Here is a 16,781-nt window from a genome sequence, read left to right as displayed (position 1 = left end):
CGCGAGCGATGGCCGCCTTCGAGCGCATCTTGGTGACGGGGGGCGCCGGATTTGTCGGCGGCCATCTCTGCGCCGCGCTGGCCGCGGCCTATCCGCAAGCGACGCGCGCAGTCCTGCTGCGGCCGGGCGAGCGCGGCGGCCATCCGGCCTTCGAGCCGACGGCCGCGGACCTTGTCGACGAGCCGGCGATCGATGCGCTGATCGCCCGTTTTCGTCCCGATCTCGTCGTGCATCTCGCGGGGCAGGCCTCTCTCGCCCAGGCGCTGAACGCTGCGGAGACGACCTGGCGGGTGAATTTCCACGGCGCTTTCGCGCTTGGCGCCGCGATCGCCCGCCATGCGCCGGAGGGCGTCATGCTTTTCGCCTCCTCGGCCACCGTCTATGGCGCGAGCTTTCGTGACGGCGTCCTCACCGAAGAGGCGCCGCTCCGCCCCCTGGATGTCTATAGCCGCTCCAAGGCGGCGGCCGAGAACGCGCTCGCCGATCTTCTGGCGCCGGCGGGACGGCTGATCGTGGCGCGGCCGGTCAATCATTCCGGTCCCGGCCAGCGCAGCCGCCATTTCGCGCTCGCCTCCTTCGCCGCGCAGATCGCCGCGATCGAAGCCGGTAGCACGCCGCCCCGGCTCAAGGTCGGCGATCTCTCGAAGGCGCGCGATTTTCTCGACGTCCGCGACGTGGTCGACGCCTATATGCGGCTTATCGACAAGGCGCGCGACCTTCCCGAACGGCGCGCGATCTTCAACATCGCTTCGGGCGAGGCGCATAGCATCGCCTCGCTTCTCGACCGCCTGCGCGCGCGCTCGAAAGCCGATTTCGAGGTCGAATGCGATGCGGCGCGGCTGCGCCCGGAGACCGATATCGCCAGCGTCGCCTGTGACGCGACCAAACTTGCCGACGCCACCGGCTGGCGGCCGCGTCATACGATCGACGACATGCTTCAGGCTTTGCTCGACGACGCCAGGGCGGAACCGCCGCAATGAGCGGCGACAAGGGGCAGAGAGAGAGACGAGAAGACGAAGGCGCGCGCGAGCGCATCCGCCTGCTCGAATTCCAGCTCGATCATCTGCGCGCCGAGCTGTTGCAGCTCACCCATGAACGCTACCGGCTGATCTATTCCGTCTCCGGCCATATCTATCGTTTGCTGCGCCCGATCGAAGCGCGGATCGCCGACGCCGCCAACGCCCTAATTGCACGCGTTCGGCCGACGCGAGCGCCGACGCCGGCGCCTTCCGTCGCTCCGCCTAAAACGCGCGACGCGCCCCGCCCTGCGCGGCGCCTTCTCGTCGATGTGACCGGCACGATCAAGCGCGACGCCGGCACGGGCATTCAGCGCGTCGTCAAAGAAGTCGCGCGCGCGCTCCATGGCGGGGAGAACTTCGCCCTCCCCGCGCTCGCCGTGCGCTGCGAGAACGGAAGGCTCATGACGGCGAGAGGCTTCGTCGCGCAGCTCATAGGCGGCGACGCCGCGCCGGACGAAGAAATCGAGATCGCCGAAGGCGATCGGCTGCTGACGCTCTCAGATAGCTGGAACGCGTTCGAGGAGCTGGCGCCCGCGCTGGCGAAAATCCGGGCGCAGGGCGGCGAGGTCGTCGCCTGCATCTTCGATCTTATTCCCGAGCTTTACCCACACGCCTGCCATGAGGCGACCGTGCCGCGCTATCGCGCCTGGCTGCGTAAGGCGCTCGTTGAGAGCGACGGCTTTCTCGCGATCTCCCGCGCCGTCGCCGACGAACTCGCCGATTATGTGGTTGCACAAAAGCTGCCGCATCGCCCGGGCCTCAAGATCGGCTGGTTTCACCTGGGCTCCGACCTCGCCGTCCCCGCGAGCGGCGCGCCGCCGCGGGAAAAGTTCAGCGCGGCGGTCGCCGGCGACGCGCCGGTCTTCCTTGTCGTCGGCACCATCGAGCCGCGCAAGGGCCAGCGCGTGGCGCTCAAGGCCTTCGAGAACCTCTGGGCGCGAGGCCGCGATATCCGGCTCATCGTCGTCGGCCGGCGCGGCTGGTTCGAAGAGGCGGTCGTCGCGGAAATGCTGGCGCATCCTGAATTTGGACGACGCATCTTCTGGTTCGACGACGCGGACGACGCCGAACTCGCCTTTCTCTACGACCATGCGGCAGCGCTGGTCTTTCCCTCTTATGCGGAAGGCTTCGGCCTCCCGATCGTCGAGGCGGCGCGGCGCGGACGCCCCGTCATTTGCAGCGACATCCCGGTATTTCGGGAAGTCGGCGGCGACGGCGCGCTTTATTTCCGCGTCAACGACATGGAGGCGCTCGCGGGCGCCGTCGGCGGATTTCTCGATGGCGCAAGGGCGGCCGATCCGGCGCTGATCCCGCGCGTCTCCTGGCGGGAGGCCGCCGCGCGCGTCGCCGAGATCATAGCCCGCGAAGACTGGAGCCGGCGCCTGCCATAGAGCGCCATCCTTTTGCGCCGCAATATGGCGATGCGCGCATTTTGCCTATCCCGGAAGCATGATAGAGAAGCCGAAAGCGGTCGTGCGGCCCGGCCGGCGCCTTCTCCAAAGGCGTCCTGGGCCGCACGACTTTTCGCTTCCGACGCAGGCGGGGCTTCTCGTCCCGCGCCCGCCAATAAGGAAACGCCTCCATGCAGATCAATATTCCGTTTCTGAACGAACGGACGCCGCAGACCGTGCTCAAAATGATCAATTTCGAGGCGTCGCAACTTTCGCTGCCGGAATCGCGCGAGTTGATGCTGGGCGCGCTCGGCGCCTATGGCGTGCTGCAGGCCATCGCGCAGGTCTTCGCGCATTCGCTGCTCGGCAGCGTGATTTACGGCCTGTTGAGCGCGGGCTTCGTTTATGGCGCCACTTACGGGCTTTTGCGCCTGGTCAAGGAAGACGCGAAGTTCCAGCAAACCGCCACGGCGATCGCGGTGATCGGCGGGATCGCGGCGCTCGCCTATATCATTCTGCACGGGCTTTTCGGGATTGCGCTGCCGCCGCCCCTGCCGACCGAGAAGCTGCTGCGCTTCCTTTTGTTCCCGATCCTGGTTTGGACCGCTTTCATGTACGCCTTTCTCTTCCGGCATACGTCGATGCGGCCGGTCCCGGCCTTTTTCGCGGGCGCGCTCTACGTGCTCGTCGTCGAGGTGATTTTTTCGGCGGTTTGCAGATAAGGACGTTTAACGCGACGACGGTCCGCTGGCTGATCGACTGACGCGAAACGGAATGCTAAACAGCCGCCGGCCGCGCCCAGGGGGAGCGGCCGGTTTCGCATGAGCGCTTTTTTCCCCAAGAACGGATCACGACTTTCATGACCACGCCTCTCGACGTCCTCGGCATCGGCAACGCCATCGTCGACACGATCGCCCGCGCCGAAGACGACGATCTTGCGCGGGCGGCGCTGCGCAAGGGCGCGATGACGCTCGTCGACGAAGCGCGCGCCGCCGAACTCTATGCGACGATGGGGCCGACGACGGTGATTTCGGGGGGCTCGGCCGCCAACACCATGGCCGGGCTCGCGAGTCTCGGGCGCGCCGCCGGCTTCGTCGGCAAAGTGAAGGACGACGACGCGGGCCGCGAATTCTCCCATGACATCCGCAAGGCCGGCGTCGCCTTCGGCACCCCCGCGGCGGCGGACGGCGCCGCGACGGCGCGCTGCCTCATCTTCGTGACGCCCGACGGCCAGCGCACGATGAATACGTTTCTTGGCGCCTGTCAGGCGCTTTCGCCGCAAGACATCGACGCGGCGGCGGTCGCGCAGGCGAAAGTCCTCTATATGGAGGGTTATTTGTGGGACCCGCCGGCCGCCAAGGAGGCCTTTCTCAAGGCCGCGCAGATTTCGCGCGACAATAGCCGCAAGGTGGCGCTCACCCTCTCCGACGGTTTCTGCGTCGACCGCTATCGCGGCGAATTCCTGCAGCTCATTCGCGACCGCGTCGTCGACATCGTCTTCGCCAATGAGAGCGAATTGCATGCGCTTTACGAAACGGCGGATTTCGACACGGCGCTCGCCGCGCTCGGCGCGGAAGAGGGGCTGCTCGGCGTCGTGACGCGCTCGGAGAAGGGCTGCGTCGTCGTGAATGGCGCAACGAAGCTCGCCGCGCCCGCTTTTCCCGTCGAAGAGGTCGTCGACACGACAGGCGCAGGCGATCTCTTCGCGGCGGGCTTTCTCGCCGGCTATACGCAGGATTTGCCGCATGAACGCAGCGCCGCGCTCGGCGCGCTCGCGGCGGCGGAAATCATTTCCCATGTCGGCGCGCGGCCGCAGAAAGATTTGTTACAGCTCGCGCGCGACAATGGGCTTCTGGACTGATCGACGGAAAACCTCTTCATCCTTCGTGACGTCCAAGAAACACGCCGCGTTCAAAAAGGGAGGAAAGAGATGCGTTCAATCTCCAAAATAATGGTGGCGCTTGTCATCGGCGCCGCAAGCGCCGCGCTCGCCGCTCCGGCGCGGGCGGAAGCGCCGCTGACGAAGAGCGTCACCGGCCTGCAATATCGGGACACGAAGGTCGGAACGGGCGCGAGCCCCAAGATCGGCCAGACGGCGGTGATGCATTACACCGGCTGGCTTTATAATAATGGCGAGAAGGGCAAGAAATTCGACTCCTCGCGCGATCGCGGCGAGCCTTTCGAATTCCCGCTCGGCGTCGGCCGCGTCATCAAGGGCTGGGACGAGGGCGTCGAGGGCATGAAGGTCGGCGGCAAGCGCACGCTGATCATACCGCCGGATCTCGGCTATGGCGCGCGCGGCGCCGGCGGCGCCATTCCGCCGAACTCCTGGTTGATCTTCGATGTGGAGCTGCTGGACGTGAAGTAGGCGAGCGCGCCTGATACTGAGCCCGATTGATCCATTAGCTGGGCGTGTCATTCCCGGCAGGCCGAAGGCCTGACCGGGAATCCAGAATCAAGAATGCCGGACTTGCTTGCTCTGGATTCCCGAGCGCTCGCTTCGCGAGCGTCGGGAATGACATCTGAATCGCCCCGTCGATGCCGGCGTCATTGTTTTTTGCGCGCGTCTTCAATCATTCATAAGCGTAAAGTTCCTTATCTCCTTATTTGAAGGAGGCTTCTCTTATGAATTCGGAAGAAAGCGCTTTCACGCATCCCGCTAAAGTCTGCGACATCGTCATGAAGGGCGGGATCACCAGCGGCGTCGTCTATCCGCTGGCGCTCGTCACGCTCGCGAAGCAATATAGATTCGCCAATATCGGCGGCACATCCGCCGGCGCGATGGCTGCGGCCGCCGCGGCCGCCGCCGAATATGGCCGCTTCAGCGACACGGGCGGCTTCGCGCGGCTCGAAAAAGTTCCAAACGAGATCGGCCCGAATTTGCGGCGCCTGTTCCAGCCGACGCCTCTCTTGCGGCCGCTTTTCGAGATTTTCGCCGCTTCGCTCGAAGCGAAATCCGCGCCCGAGAAGATCGCGGGCGTCATCCGCGCCGCCATAGCCGGCTATTCCAATGCGGCCGCGATCGGCGCCGTTCCGGCAATCGCCGCCATCATCCTCATGTTGGCGAGCGGCTGCGGGTCCTTAGCTGCGCTCCTCGTTGGCGCCGTCATCGGCCTCGTCGGCGTCGCCGCCGCGCTCCTGTGGCGGATCTATCGCGCGCTCACGAAAGAGCTTCCCGCTAATGATTATGGTCTTTGCCCCGGCATAGCCCAACCTGGCGGCGAAGGCGAAGGCTTCACGGATTGGCTCGCGCGCCTCATCGAAGAGACGGCGGGCCGTAGGGGGAGCGCCTCGCCGCTCACTTTCGGCGACCTCGAAAAGCCCGCCGAAGGCCGCCATGCGATCAGGCTGTTGATGATGACGACGAGCCTGATGGAGATGCGTCCCTATACGCTGCCGCTCGACAGCGACTCGGGCGCGCGCGAAGGCGAAACATATGGATTCGTCTTCGAACTCGGCGAATGGCGAAAGCTCTTTCCGGCGCGGGTCATCGATTATCTCATGCGCGTCTGCCCGCCTTTCGAGACGACGCAGGGCGAAACGGGCGAATTCTTCCATTTCCCAGACAGGGAGCGGCTGCCGGTCGTCGTCGCCGCGCGCATGAGTCTGAGCTTTCCCGGCCTCATCAGCGCCGTGCCGCTCTGGCGGCGGGATTTTCTCTACCGGGAGAAAAGCGACCAGCAGCGGCTGCGGCGCTGCCTGTTCAGCGACGGCGGGCTCTCCAGCAACTTCCCCATCCATTTTTTCGACAGGCTTCTACCCAATCATCCGACCTTCGCCATATCGCTCGACGTTTATGACGAGAAGCGAAGCAGCCATAACGACCGCGTCTGGCTGCACAAAAAGGCCGGGGAAGGAATCAATCGCCCCGTCATGGCCTTCGAAGGCCTTGTCCCGTTCCTTTTGCGGTTCGTCGACGCGGCGAAGGACTGGCAGGACAATCTGCAAAGCGTATTGCCCGGCTATCGCGAGCGCATCGTCCATATCGGCCTCGAGGAGGAGGAAGGCGGCCTCAACATCGCGATGGACGACGCGACGATTCATCGCCTCGCCGATCTCGGCCGGCAAGCCGGCGAACGCCTCGAAGACTTCGATCTCGACGCGCATCGCTGGCGGCGTTTTCTCGTCGCCATGGCGCGCGTGGAGCAGACGCTCGACGAAGTGGCCCAGTCCTACGACGGCGTGAAAGGCGCCGAGTCGTTTCGCGACTTTCTCGTCCGCTATCCCGATCTCGCCGCCGAATATAAGCAGACGCCCGAGGAAGTCGCGGAGATGCTGAAGCGCGGCGCGGAACTCGCGAAGCTCGGCGAAGAGTGGCGCGAGGAGCCGCGCATTCGCGACGGCAAGATTCCGCGGCCTCGAACCGCCCTGCGCATCACGCCGATTCCGTAAGGCGGAAGTTCAGCCGCGCAGGAGCCAGACGCTGAAAAGCGCCAGCGCGACAAGCGCCAGCAGAAACCAGCGGTCCGAACGTCGGCGCGCGTCAGCCAGCGCCTCCAGCGAACGCGGCGAGAGATCGACGCCCCGCTCCGCCATGTCGCTCACGCGCAGGATCGCGGTTTCCGCCTCCTGCAATGTCTGCGGCAGGCGCGTCGCGAGGCGCGCAAGCTCGGCGACGCTCCTGCCCGCGTCCTCGATCTTCGCCTTCGGCCCGAGATTCTCCTCGATCCAGGAGCGCACCACGGGATCGCAGGTCTTCCATATATCGAGCTTGGGATCGAAGGCGCGGGCGACGCCTTCGGCGACGACCATGGTCTTTTGCAACAGCACCAGTTCGGTGCGCGTGCGCATGTCGAAGAGCGCGGTGACTTCGAAAAGCAGCGTCAACAGCCGCGCCATGGAAATTTCCGAGGCGTTGATCGTATGCATCGGCTCGCCGATAGCGCGGAGCGCCTGGGAGAATTCCTCGACCGAATGGGTCGCCGGCACATAGCCCGCCTCGAAATGCACTTCGGCGACGCGCTTATAGTCGCGGGTGATGAAGCCATAGAGGATTTCGGCGAGGAAGCGGCGCTCCTTCAAGCCGAGCCGCCCCATGATGCCGAAATCAATGGCGACGAGCCGGCCCGTCTTGTCGACGAAGAGATTGCCCTGATGCATGTCGGCGTGAAAGAAGCCGTCGCGCATCGCGTGACGCAGGAAGGATTGCAGCACCTTGCGGCCGATGGCCTTGAGATCATGCCCCTCGGCCGCGACGCGTTCGATGTCGGAGAGCGGAATCCCCTCGATCCATTCGAGCGTCAGCACTTCGCGCGCGGTGCGGTCCCAATCGACGTGCGGCACGTGAATCTCGGGGTCGTTCGCGACATTGTCGGCGAATTCCGACGCCGCCGCCGCCTCCAGCCGAAAATCCGTTTCGAGCCGCACGGTGCGCGCCAGCGTATCGACGACCTCGATCATGCGCAGGCGTCGCGCCTCCGACGAATAGCGCTCGGCGAGACGCGCGACGCGATACATGTCGCGCAGGTCGCGCGCGAATTGCGCTTCGACGCCCGGGCGCAACACTTTGACGGCGACCTTGCGCGCGACGCCCTTATAGCGCGCCTGCGCGATATGCACTTGCGCGACCGAGGCCGCCGCGACCGGCTCGCCGAAAGAGACAAACAGATCGTCGATCTTCTTGCCAAGCGCCTTTTCGATAATGACGACGGCCTTGGCGCGCCCGAAGGGCTCCATGCGGTCCTGCAGCGCGGTGAGCGCATCGGCGATTTCGCCGCCGACGATATCGGGACGCGTCGCCAGAAACTGGCCAAGCTTCACATAGGAGGGGCCGATTTGCGCCAGCGCGCGCACCAGCGCGCCGCCGGCGCCGTCATGCTTGCCGACCGCGAAGAGATTGGCGAAACGCACAAGCGGCGCGGCGGCCGGCGGGAGCAGATCGGGTTCGAGGCGCGCGAAGACGCCTTCGCGCGCCATGATGTAGCAGGCGCGCGCCAGACGATAGAAATGACCAACGCCAAGAAGCACGAATACCGCCGTCGTTCGTTTAAGCAGTCGCGCCGAAGCCCGACCGTTGCTGGGCGGGTTTCCTCATCCTGAGGAGCCCGCGCCCAAGTCGGGCTTGCCCGACTTGGGCTTCAAATGCCGATCTCGGGTAAACCCGAGATCGGAGCGGGCGTCTCGAAGGACGAGGAAACCCTTTCGCGTAACCTTCTCCCCGCCCTCGTGCTTCGAGACGGCGGCTCCACGTTGGAGCCGCCTCCTCAGCATGAGGGCAAGGGGCTCAAGCGCGGAGAGAAGAAAGCATTCCGATCAGCTCTTCCAGCCGGAATGGATCGCCACCACGCCGCCGGTCAAGCGCTCGAAACCCGTGCGGCGGAAGCCCGCCTTGCGGATCATGCTTTCAAATTCCTCGGCGGCGGGAAATTTGCGGATCGATTCGACGAGATAGCGATAGGGCTCGGCGTCGCCGGCGACGAATTTGCCGATCGTCGGAATGACATTGAAGGAATAGGCTTCGTAGATTCTATCGAGGCCAGGAACCGTCACCTGCGAAAACTCTAGGCAGAGAAAACGCCCGCCGGGCTTGAGAACGCGATAGGCCTCGGCGAGCGCGAGGTCGATGCGCGGCACGTTGCGAATGCCGAAAGCGATGGTGTAGGCGTCGAAATGCGCGTCGGGAAAGGGAAGCGACTCGGCGTTCGCCTGCACGAATTCGACGCCCGAAAAGCCGCGCGCCCGGGCGCGGTCGCGCCCGACTTCCAGCATGTCGCCATTGATGTCGAGCACGACGATCTCGGCGTCGGGCGCCGCGCCGCTGGCGATGCGGAAAGCGATGTCGCCGGTTCCGCCAGCCACGTCGAGATGGCGAAAGCCCCGGCGTCCGCGCGCATTCACCTTGCCGGCGAACGTATCCTTCCACAGCCGGTGCAGCCCGCCCGACATCAGATCGTTCATGATGTCGTAGCGGCGCGCGACCTTGTGGAACACGTCGTCGACGAGGCCCTGCTTCTCCGAAAGCTGCACCTCGGAATTGCCGAAATGGGTCGAGCCCTCTCGCTCGGAACTTCGTTCAGTCATCAGGCGCTCGCGTGACGTGGGAGAGGGAAAGTGTATAGCCTGTCGCGGCGCCGGTGGCTATGGGCGCCAACGCCGCGCAATTTCTGAGAAGGTTAACTCCATCGCATGCCCGAATTGCCCGAAGTCGAGACCGTGCGGCGGGGCCTCGCGCCGGCGCTCGTCGGCGCGACCATCGCCCGCGTCGAGGCGCGACGCGGCGATCTACGCTTTCCTTTCCCGGAGCGTTTTGCCGCACGGCTCAAGGGTCTGCGCGTTCTCGGTCTGCGCCGACGGGCGAAATATCTCATCGCCGATCTCGACGACGGGGAGTCGCTCGTCATGCATCTCGGCATGAGCGGCTCTTTTCGCATCGAGCGGGAAACGGAGAAAGAGACGCCGGGAACGTTTCATCATAAACGCGACAAGAACGCCGCCCATGACCATGTGGTCTTTCATCTCGTGGGCGGCGGCCGCATCGTTTATAATGATCCGCGCCGTTTCGGCTATATGCTGCTGATCCCCAGCGCCAAGCTCGACGAACACAAGCTCTTCCAGGGCCTCGGCGCCGAGCCCCTGAGCGCGGATTTCGACGCCGCCCTGCTCGCGCGCGCCTTTCGCGGGCGCGTCGCGCCAGTCAAGGCGGCTCTGCTCGATCAGCGGCTCGTCGCCGGGCTCGGCAACATCTATGTCTGCGAGGCGCTGCATCGCGCCCATATCTCGCCGCTGCGCGCCGCCGGGACTCTCGTCGCCGCGAGCGGCAAGCCCTCGGCGGCTTTGGCGCGCCTGCCGCAGGCGATTAAGGAAGTTCTGAATGCGGCGCTTGAGGCGGGCGGTTCGTCGCTGCGCGACCATCGCCAGATCGATGGCTCGCTCGGCTATTTCCAGCACAGTTTCCGCGTCTATGACCGCGAGGGCGCGGCCTGTCCGACGCCTGGCTGCACGGGGACCATCGCGCGCATCGTGCAATCCGGCCGCTCGACATTCTATTGCCCGCGCTGCCAAAAGTAACGCCTTGCGAGGCGCGGTATGGCGGGCTTAATAACGCCCATGTCTAGCAATCCAGCCGAATCCGGGCCAACACTCAAAGTCTCCGGCCTCTCGAAGAGTTACGACAAGCGCCAGGTCGTCGGCCCGCTCGATTTTTCGCTTGAGGCCGGCTCCGTCACCGGGCTGCTCGGCGGCAATGGCGCCGGCAAGACGACGACGATCGGCATGATCATGGGCCTCATCGCGCCGACTTGCGGAGAAATCCGCGTCTTCGGCCATGACATGGCGCGCGAGCGCTATGGCGCGCTCGGGCGGATGAATTTCGAAAGCCCCTATGTCGACATGCCGCATCGCCTCACGGTGCGGCAGAATCTGCGCGTCTTCGGCCTGCTCTACGACGTCGCCGACATAGAGGCCAAGATCGCGCGGCTCGCCGAGGATCTCGCGCTCCATGATTTTCTCGACCGGCAGACGGGGCGTCTTTCCGCCGGACAGAAGACGCGCGTCGCCATCGCCAAGGCCCTCATCAACGATCCGCGGCTGCTGCTGCTCGACGAGCCGACCGCCTCGCTCGATCCCGACACGGCGGATTGGGTGCGCACGCGGCTGGAGACGCATCGGCGCACGCATAATTGCGCCATCCTGCTCGCCTCGCACAATATGAGCGAGGTCGAGCGGCTTTGCGACCGCGTGCTGATGCTGAAGGAGGGGACGCTCGTCGACGACGATTCTCCCGTCGGCCTTCTCGCGCGCTATGGGCGCGACACGCTCGAAGAAGTGTTTCTCGACGTGGCGCGCGGCCGCGCCGGCGGAGCTGCGGCATGAGCCTCTCCTTCAAGCGCGTCGGCGCGATGATGTTGCGCTACAGCTATCTGCTGCGCGCCTCGCGCACGCGCATATTGGACATGATCTACTGGCCGACGGTTCAGCTGCTCACCTGGGGCTTTCTGCAAACCTATCTGGTGCGCGGCGGCGCGCTGGCGGAGCCCGGCGGCGCGACGCAGGCCGCCGGCACGCTCATCGGCGCGATCCTGTTGTGGGACATTCTGCTGCGCGGCCAGCAGGGCTTCTGCTTCTCCTTCATCGAGGAGATGTGGTCACGCAATCTCCCCAATATTCTGATGAGCCCGTTGCGGCCGGTCGAATTCGTCGCCTCGCTCGTCGCCATGAGCCTCATTCGCCTCGCCGTCGGCGTCCTCCCGGTGACGATCATGGCGATCTTCTTTTTCGGCTTCAATCTCTGGGCGCTTGGCGTCGCCTTCGCCGCCTTCTTCGTCGTGCTGATGTTCTTCGCCTGGAGCGTCGGCTTGCTCGTCTCCGGCATTTTGCTGCGCTACGGATTGGGTGCGGAAAATCTCGTCTGGTCGCTGATGTTTTGCGTGCAGCCGCTCGGCGCCGTCTATTATCCGGTGACGACGCTGCCGACGTGGCTGCAACCCATTTCCTGGTCTCTCCCGCCGACCTATGTGTTCGAGGGGCTGCGCGGGGTATTGATCGATCATGTCGTGCGCTGGGACTTGCTGGCGCAGGGGCTCGCGATCGACGTTTTTCTCTTCGCCGCCGCTTCGGCCGCCTTCGGCCTGTTCCTGCAAAGCGCGCGGCGCGCCGGGACGCTGCTGCAAACAGGAGAGTGAAGATGGGCGCGACCCGCGCCGATACGGCGCTCCATGCGCGCGGGTTTTTCGCCAGCCGCGCCAAGGCGCGGGAGGCGATCGAGGCCGGGCTTGTCACCGCCAACGGCCGCCTCGTGACGAAGCCTTCGGAGCCGATCGCGCCGGAAGCGGAAGTCGTCGCGCGCGCGCCTTACCCCTGGGTCTCGCGCGGCGGCATCAAGCTCGCCCATGCGCTCGAAGTTTTCGGCGTCGATCCGACAGGGCGCTTTTGTCTCGACATTGGCGCCTCGACCGGCGGCTTCACCGACGTTCTGCTTGCGCGCGGCGCGCGCCATGTCGTCGCCGTCGATGTCGGACATGGGCAATTGCACGAAAAGCTGCGCGCCGATCTGCGCATCTCCTCTCTCGAAGGGCAGGATGCGCGCGCACTGGCGCCGGCGCGGCTTTCCGAGCCGCCGAGCCTTATCGTCATCGATGCGAGCTTCATCTCGCTAACTGCGCTGCTGCCGCATGTCCTTGCGCTCGCCGCGCCGAGGGCCGAACTGATCGCGCTCATCAAGCCGCAATTCGAGGCGGGCCGCGCGGCGGTCAAGAAAGGGATCGTGCGCGACGAGAAGATTCATGCTGAGGTCTGCGCGCGCATTCGCGGCGAGATCGAAAAGCTCGGCTGGCGCGTTTTGGACGTCATTCCTTCGCCGATCGACGGTGGCGACGGCAATAGGGAATTTTTGATTCATGCCGCCAGAGATTGAAAGTCGCGCCAATCCCCTGGCCCCTTATCTCACTTCTCCCCGCAAGCGGGGAGAAGGGGCGGAAGGCGCCGCGCCCAATGCCGATAGAAACGAGACGAAGCGCAATGCTGGCAGCCCCTCTCCCCGCTTGCGGGGAGAGGTAAGGTGAGGGGCTTGGGTGATTAGCCCGCAGCGCCTCGTCGTCGAACGCCTCGGCCATCGCGGCGAAGGCGTGGCGTACATAGGCGACAGGCGCGTCTTCATGCCCTATGCGTTGCCCGGCGAAATCGTGACGGCGGAGATCGAGGGCGATCACGCGCGGCTCGTGGACATCGTTGAGGCCTCGAAGGATCGCATCGCGCCGATCTGTCCCCATTTCGGCCATTGCGGCGGCTGCGCCGTGCAGACGCTTTCAGCCGGCGCCTATGCAGCATGGAAGCGCGGCCTTCTCGAAGACGCGCTGCGCAACGCCGGACTTGCGCTTAATGTCGCGCCGATCATTGACGCGCATGGCGCGGGACGGCGCCGCGTGACGTTTCACGCGCGATTCGAAGCGGGAACGGCGCGCGTCGGCTTTATGGCGGCGCGTTCGCACGAAGTGGTCGAGATCGACGCCTGTCCGCTGCTGGCGCCCGAACTCGAAGGCGCGCTGCGGGCGGCGCGGGCGCTCGCCGCGCCTCTCGCGTCGCGCGGCAAGCCGCTCGATATCGCCATCACCGGGACGTCCGACGGCTTGGATGTCGAGCTGCGCGGCGCGGGGCCGCTCGCCGAAGACGAATGGCGCGCGCTGATCGCCGTCACGGAGACCCATGATCTCGCGCGGCTGACGAATCACGGAAATCTCGTCGCGCTGCGCCGCGCGCCGCGGATCGCGATCGGCGCCGCGACGCTCGCACTTCCGCCGGGCGCTTTCCTGCAAGCGACGCAAAAGGGCGAAGAGGCGATCGCCACGCTCGTGCTTGAGGCGACAAAAGATGCCCGCACTATCGCCGATCTTTTCTGCGGCGTCGGCGCTTTCGCGCTTCGGCTGGCGGCGCGCGCGCGCATTTGCGCCTATGACAACGCCGCCGGCGCGATCGACGCGATGGCGGCGGCCGCGCGGACGACGCAAGGATTGCGAAAGATCGAAACCTTCGAGCGCGATCTCTCCAAGCGCCCATTAATCACGCAGGAACTCGAAGCCTTCGACGCGCTCGTCTTCGATCCGCCGCGCGCCGGCGCGCCCGCGCAAGCGGCGGAAATAGCGCGATCGAAAACGCCTATCGTTATTGCAGTCTCATGCAATGCACAAAGTTTCGCCCGCGACGCCGCTATTTTGCTCAGCGGCGGCTATCGCGCGCGGACCGCGACGCCCATTGACCAGTTTCGCTACGCGGCCCATGTGGAGATTGTGGCGGTTTTCGCGAGAGACGGCGCCGTGAGCCCGAGAAAAAGACGTCTGCTCGGCTGAAATAGCAAAGGCGCAGCTATATGACTGTGCCGTGAATGTCACAGAAGGGTAAAGAAGAAGAGCGGATGACCGTCATGAGCAAAGAGCCGTATTGCCGAGTCGGCAAATCAGGCATAGGATTTGCGTGATGGTCCGGGCTTGGCCGGAAGTCCAATGACTTCCGTGATCTGAAAGGAGATCGTCATGATGAATGCGCTTATCGCCGCAACATTGTGTAGCGTCGTCCTCGCACTCGCTTGCGCGCCTGTCGCGACTCGCGCCTATGTCTACGCGCGCCGCAAAGACGGTCGCAACCATCGTCGTCGCTAAAGACGGCGCGACAAAAAGGGCGCATCTGACTGACTGTGACAGCCAATCGGTTTGACGCGCCTCTTTTGCTCTCTCGCCTCGCGGCCATCATCGGCGAGGCGGCCGTCGTAACGGATACGGCGGCGATGTCGGCCTATCTGGCCGAGCCTCGCGACCTCTATCACGGCCGCGCCCTCTGCGTTTTAAAGCCCGCCAGCGCCTCGGAAGTCGCGCGGATTCTCGCGCTCTGCAACGAGAGCGGAACCGCTGTGACGCCGCAGGGCGGCAATACCGGCCTTGTGGGCGGCCAGACGCCCGATGAAAGCGGCGCCGGCGTCGTCCTCTCCCTCGAAAGACTTAAAAAGCGCCGCCATATCGACGCGGCAGCCGACGCGATGACGCTCGAGGCCGGCGTTACGCTGCTCGAGGCGCAGGAGGCCGCAAGCTCGGTCGACCGCTATTTCCCGCTCTCGCTCGCCTCGGAAGGAAGTTGCGCCATCGGCGGCAATCTCGCCACCAACGCCGGCGGCGTGCATGTGCTCGCTTATGGGTCGATGCGCGATCTCGTGCTCGGGATCGAGGTCGCGCTTGCGGACGGGCGTCTGCTCTCGACGCTCGGCGCGCTGCGCAAGGATAATACGGGCTATGATCTGACGCGGCTTTTCGTCGGCTCGGAAGGAACGCTCGGCGTCATCACCGCCGCGACATTGAAGCTCTTTCCGCGCCCGCGCTCCCGCGCCGTCGCCTTTCTGGGCTTAAGCGATCCGGCTCAGGCGCTTGATCTGCTTGCCTTCGTAAAGTCGCGCGCGGGTCCGAGCCTGCATGCTTTCGAACTCGTTTCGCGCATCGGCCTCGACCTTGTGCTGAAGCATATTCCCGGCGCGCGCGATCCGCTCGCGCAAGCTCACAAATGGTACGCGCTTGTGGAGATCGCGGCTTTTTCAGCGGGCGAGGCGGAGCGTCTTTGCGCCGAAATCCTCGCCGCCGCGCATGAGGCGGGGCTCGCCGAGGACGCGACGCTCGCGCAATCCCTCGAACAGGCGAAGGAGCTTTGGCGGCTGCGCGAAAATCTGTCGGAGGCGCAAAAGCGCGAGGGCGGCTCGATCAAACACGACATTTCCGTCCCGGTGAACGCCATTCCGCAATTCATCGCGGAGGCGGGCCGCCGCCTGCGCGAAGCGATCCCCGATGCGCGGCCCGTGCCGTTCGGCCACATGGGCGACGGCAATTTGCATTACAACGTCTCGCAGCCCGTCGGCGGAGATAAGGCGGCCTTTCTTTCGCGCTGGGACGAGGTCAATGGAATCGTCCACGGGCTTGTCGCCGAATGTCACGGCTCGATCTCGGCCGAACATGGGATCGGCCGCTTGAAGCGCGATCTGCTGCGCGAAACGAAGGACGCCGTGGCGCTCGACGCCATGCGCGCGATCAAAAAGGCGCTCGACCCGAAGGGGATTCTCAACCCGGGCGTATTGCTATAGCCCGGGCAAAGAATCAGGGCGGACAGTCCGTGCGCACCGTCGCGCCGTCGCGATAGCGGAAATATTCGACGCAGGAGACGCCGTTCACCTCGATCGGCCGCTTGCCGACCTCCGGGGCGCGCAGGAAATCGGCGATCGACGTATGGCCCTTGCCCTCCCAATCCATCTCCGCCCAGGAATAGCCCTGCCGCCAGGCGGTGAGGGCGCGAATGGCGAGAAAGAAGATCGGGACCGCCAGAACCGCGGCGATAGCGGCGACGACGAGGCGCCTGCCGAAGGGCCCGGACATGGTCAGCCTTTCCGCAAGGGTTTGACGTCGGTCAGCGCCCATTCGGCGCTTTTTTCGCGGCAGGCGGCGCCTTGCAGCTTCTCCTCGTTTTCCTTGACGGCGATATCGGCGAGAAAGGCGCGGCAGACCTTGCCCTCCAGCGGATAGGGCTGGCCGACGGGGGTAAAGGAGCCCTTGGCGCCCGTCTGCGGATTGTCCCAGTTAACGCTGGCGCCGCTTCCCTGCGGATCGAGCGCGGTGCTCATCGCGGCGACCGCCCGGCGCAGATCTTCGGGATCGAGCGCGCGCGAAAGCGCCGGCGGCCGCTTCGTTATCGATCCTGTCGCGTCCTGCGCGACGCTCTCTTTCTCCCACATGGCGGAGCCGGACATCGGAACGGCGATGGAGCACCCCGAAAGCGCCGCGGGCCCGGCGAAAGAAGCGAAAAGCGCCCCATGGCGCAAAATTTGAGCAATGGCGCCGGCGGCGCTATGTCTGATACGCAGATAATGCAAAGCGCCACCTTCCATAGGCGCCGCGCCAAGGGCGCCCGC

16 protein-coding genes are annotated in these 16,781 nt (G+C 65.2%); 12 read left to right on the top strand and 4 right to left on the bottom strand.

Annotated features, from left to right (window positions below; all coding sequences use genetic code 11):
- Positions 1-8: 8 nt before the first annotated feature.
- From V3H18_RS05315 to V3H18_RS05290, 6 genes are all read left to right on the top strand, one after another.
- Positions 9-980: an NAD-dependent epimerase/dehydratase family protein gene (locus tag V3H18_RS05315; protein WP_332080903.1), complete on the top strand. Its 972-nt coding sequence runs from the start codon at positions 9-11 to the stop codon at positions 978-980.
- Positions 977-2,410 (top strand): glycosyltransferase family 4 protein, encoded by a 1,434-nt coding sequence (locus V3H18_RS05310; protein ID WP_332080901.1) that lies wholly within the window; start codon positions 977-979, stop codon positions 2,408-2,410. Before V3H18_RS05315 ends, V3H18_RS05310 begins: the two co-directional genes overlap by 4 nt.
- A gap of 191 nt (positions 2,411-2,601) precedes the next feature.
- Complete coding sequence (locus V3H18_RS05305) at positions 2,602-3,132, top strand: hypothetical protein (protein ID WP_332080900.1); 531 nt, start codon at positions 2,602-2,604, stop codon at positions 3,130-3,132.
- A 137-nt stretch (positions 3,133-3,269) separates the two neighbouring features.
- Positions 3,270-4,271 (top strand): adenosine kinase, encoded by a 1,002-nt coding sequence (locus V3H18_RS05300; protein ID WP_332080899.1) that lies wholly within the window; start codon positions 3,270-3,272, stop codon positions 4,269-4,271.
- 69 nt (positions 4,272-4,340) lie between these two features.
- Positions 4,341-4,778, top strand: a complete 438-nt coding sequence (locus V3H18_RS05295; protein WP_332080898.1) for an FKBP-type peptidyl-prolyl cis-trans isomerase — start codon at positions 4,341-4,343, stop codon at positions 4,776-4,778.
- A gap of 257 nt (positions 4,779-5,035) precedes the next feature.
- Positions 5,036-6,802 carry a patatin-like phospholipase domain-containing protein gene (locus tag V3H18_RS05290; RefSeq protein ID WP_332080897.1) on the top strand — a complete coding sequence of 589 codons (1,767 nt, stop codon included), beginning with the start codon at positions 5,036-5,038 and terminating at the stop codon, positions 6,800-6,802.
- Between the two features lie 9 nt (positions 6,803-6,811).
- Here the strand turns inward: V3H18_RS05290 and ubiB are convergent, their stop codons facing one another.
- Positions 6,812-8,377: a 2-polyprenylphenol 6-hydroxylase gene (gene ubiB / locus V3H18_RS05285; RefSeq protein WP_332080896.1), complete on the bottom strand. Its 1,566-nt coding sequence runs from the start codon at positions 8,375-8,377 to the stop codon at positions 6,812-6,814.
- Positions 8,378-8,662: 285 nt separating this feature from the next.
- Positions 8,663-9,433 carry a bifunctional demethylmenaquinone methyltransferase/2-methoxy-6-polyprenyl-1,4-benzoquinol methylase UbiE gene (gene ubiE / locus V3H18_RS05280; protein WP_408631760.1) on the bottom strand — a complete coding sequence of 257 codons (771 nt, stop codon included), beginning with the start codon at positions 9,431-9,433 and terminating at the stop codon, positions 8,663-8,665.
- A gap of 102 nt (positions 9,434-9,535) precedes the next feature.
- On the opposite strand from ubiE, the gene mutM reads away from it, so the two are divergent.
- The 6 genes from mutM to V3H18_RS05250 all read left to right on the top strand — a co-directional run bounded on the left by mutM (position 9,536) and on the right by V3H18_RS05250 (position 15,959).
- Positions 9,536-10,417 carry a bifunctional DNA-formamidopyrimidine glycosylase/DNA-(apurinic or apyrimidinic site) lyase gene (mutM, locus tag V3H18_RS05275; RefSeq protein ID WP_332080894.1) on the top strand — a complete coding sequence of 294 codons (882 nt, stop codon included), beginning with the start codon at positions 9,536-9,538 and terminating at the stop codon, positions 10,415-10,417.
- A 39-nt stretch (positions 10,418-10,456) separates the two neighbouring features.
- Positions 10,457-11,221 (top strand): ABC transporter ATP-binding protein, encoded by a 765-nt coding sequence (locus V3H18_RS05270; RefSeq protein ID WP_332080893.1) that lies wholly within the window; start codon positions 10,457-10,459, stop codon positions 11,219-11,221.
- Positions 11,218-12,030, top strand: coding sequence for an ABC transporter permease (locus tag V3H18_RS05265; protein ID WP_332080892.1), 813 nt, complete (start codon positions 11,218-11,220; stop codon positions 12,028-12,030). The genes V3H18_RS05270 and V3H18_RS05265 overlap by 4 nt, the downstream gene beginning before the upstream one ends.
- A 2-nt stretch (positions 12,031-12,032) precedes the next feature.
- Positions 12,033-12,761: a TlyA family RNA methyltransferase gene (locus V3H18_RS05260; protein ID WP_332080891.1), complete on the top strand. Its 729-nt coding sequence runs from the start codon at positions 12,033-12,035 to the stop codon at positions 12,759-12,761.
- Between the two features lie 160 nt (positions 12,762-12,921).
- Positions 12,922-14,190, top strand: a complete 1,269-nt coding sequence (locus tag V3H18_RS05255; RefSeq protein WP_332080928.1) for a class I SAM-dependent RNA methyltransferase — start codon at positions 12,922-12,924, stop codon at positions 14,188-14,190.
- A 344-nt stretch (positions 14,191-14,534) separates the two neighbouring features.
- A complete protein-coding gene (locus V3H18_RS05250; RefSeq protein ID WP_332080890.1) occupies positions 14,535-15,959 on the top strand; it encodes an FAD-binding oxidoreductase in 1,425 nt (474 codons plus the stop codon).
- Positions 15,960-15,972: 13 nt separating this feature from the next.
- Here V3H18_RS05250 and V3H18_RS05245 read toward each other — a convergent pair whose 3' ends face one another.
- Together V3H18_RS05245 and V3H18_RS05240 are read right to left on the bottom strand one after the other, a co-directional pair.
- On the bottom strand, positions 15,973-16,248 hold the full coding sequence (locus V3H18_RS05245) for a hypothetical protein (RefSeq protein WP_332080889.1): 276 nt from the start codon (positions 16,246-16,248) through the stop codon (positions 15,973-15,975).
- A 2-nt stretch (positions 16,249-16,250) separates the two neighbouring features.
- The gene (locus V3H18_RS05240; RefSeq protein WP_332080888.1) at positions 16,251-16,757 is read right to left on the bottom strand and encodes an RT0821/Lpp0805 family surface protein; all 507 of its coding nucleotides are present in this window, start codon (positions 16,755-16,757) and stop codon (positions 16,251-16,253) included.
- Positions 16,758-16,781 lie beyond the last annotated feature (24 nt).

Source organism: Methylocystis borbori, from assembly GCF_036576025.1.
In the GTDB taxonomy this organism is placed as follows: Bacteria; Pseudomonadota; Alphaproteobacteria; order Rhizobiales; family Beijerinckiaceae; genus Methylocystis; species Methylocystis borbori.
The sequence above is the reverse complement of the archived record's forward strand: the minus strand, read 5'-3'. Positions and strand labels throughout refer to the sequence as shown.

Coding starts and splice junctions, on each gene's coding strand:
- V3H18_RS05315 (WP_332080903.1), top strand. CDS start 9: ATGGCCGCCTTCGAGCGCATCTTGGTGACGGGGGGCGCCGGATTTGTC.
- V3H18_RS05310 (WP_332080901.1), top strand. CDS start 977: ATGAGCGGCGACAAGGGGCAGAGAGAGAGACGAGAAGACGAAGGCGCG.
- V3H18_RS05305 (WP_332080900.1), top strand. CDS start 2,602: ATGCAGATCAATATTCCGTTTCTGAACGAACGGACGCCGCAGACCGTG.
- V3H18_RS05300 (WP_332080899.1), top strand. CDS start 3,270: ATGACCACGCCTCTCGACGTCCTCGGCATCGGCAACGCCATCGTCGAC.
- V3H18_RS05295 (WP_332080898.1), top strand. CDS start 4,341: ATGCGTTCAATCTCCAAAATAATGGTGGCGCTTGTCATCGGCGCCGCA.
- V3H18_RS05290 (WP_332080897.1), top strand. CDS start 5,036: ATGAATTCGGAAGAAAGCGCTTTCACGCATCCCGCTAAAGTCTGCGAC.
- mutM (WP_332080894.1), top strand. CDS start 9,536: ATGCCCGAATTGCCCGAAGTCGAGACCGTGCGGCGGGGCCTCGCGCCG.
- V3H18_RS05270 (WP_332080893.1), top strand. CDS start 10,457: ATGTCTAGCAATCCAGCCGAATCCGGGCCAACACTCAAAGTCTCCGGC.
- V3H18_RS05265 (WP_332080892.1), top strand. CDS start 11,218: ATGAGCCTCTCCTTCAAGCGCGTCGGCGCGATGATGTTGCGCTACAGC.
- V3H18_RS05260 (WP_332080891.1), top strand. CDS start 12,033: ATGGGCGCGACCCGCGCCGATACGGCGCTCCATGCGCGCGGGTTTTTC.
- V3H18_RS05245 (WP_332080889.1), bottom strand. CDS start 16,248: ATGTCCGGGCCCTTCGGCAGGCGCCTCGTCGTCGCCGCTATCGCCGCG.
- V3H18_RS05240 (WP_332080888.1), bottom strand. CDS start 16,757: ATGGAAGGTGGCGCTTTGCATTATCTGCGTATCAGACATAGCGCCGCC.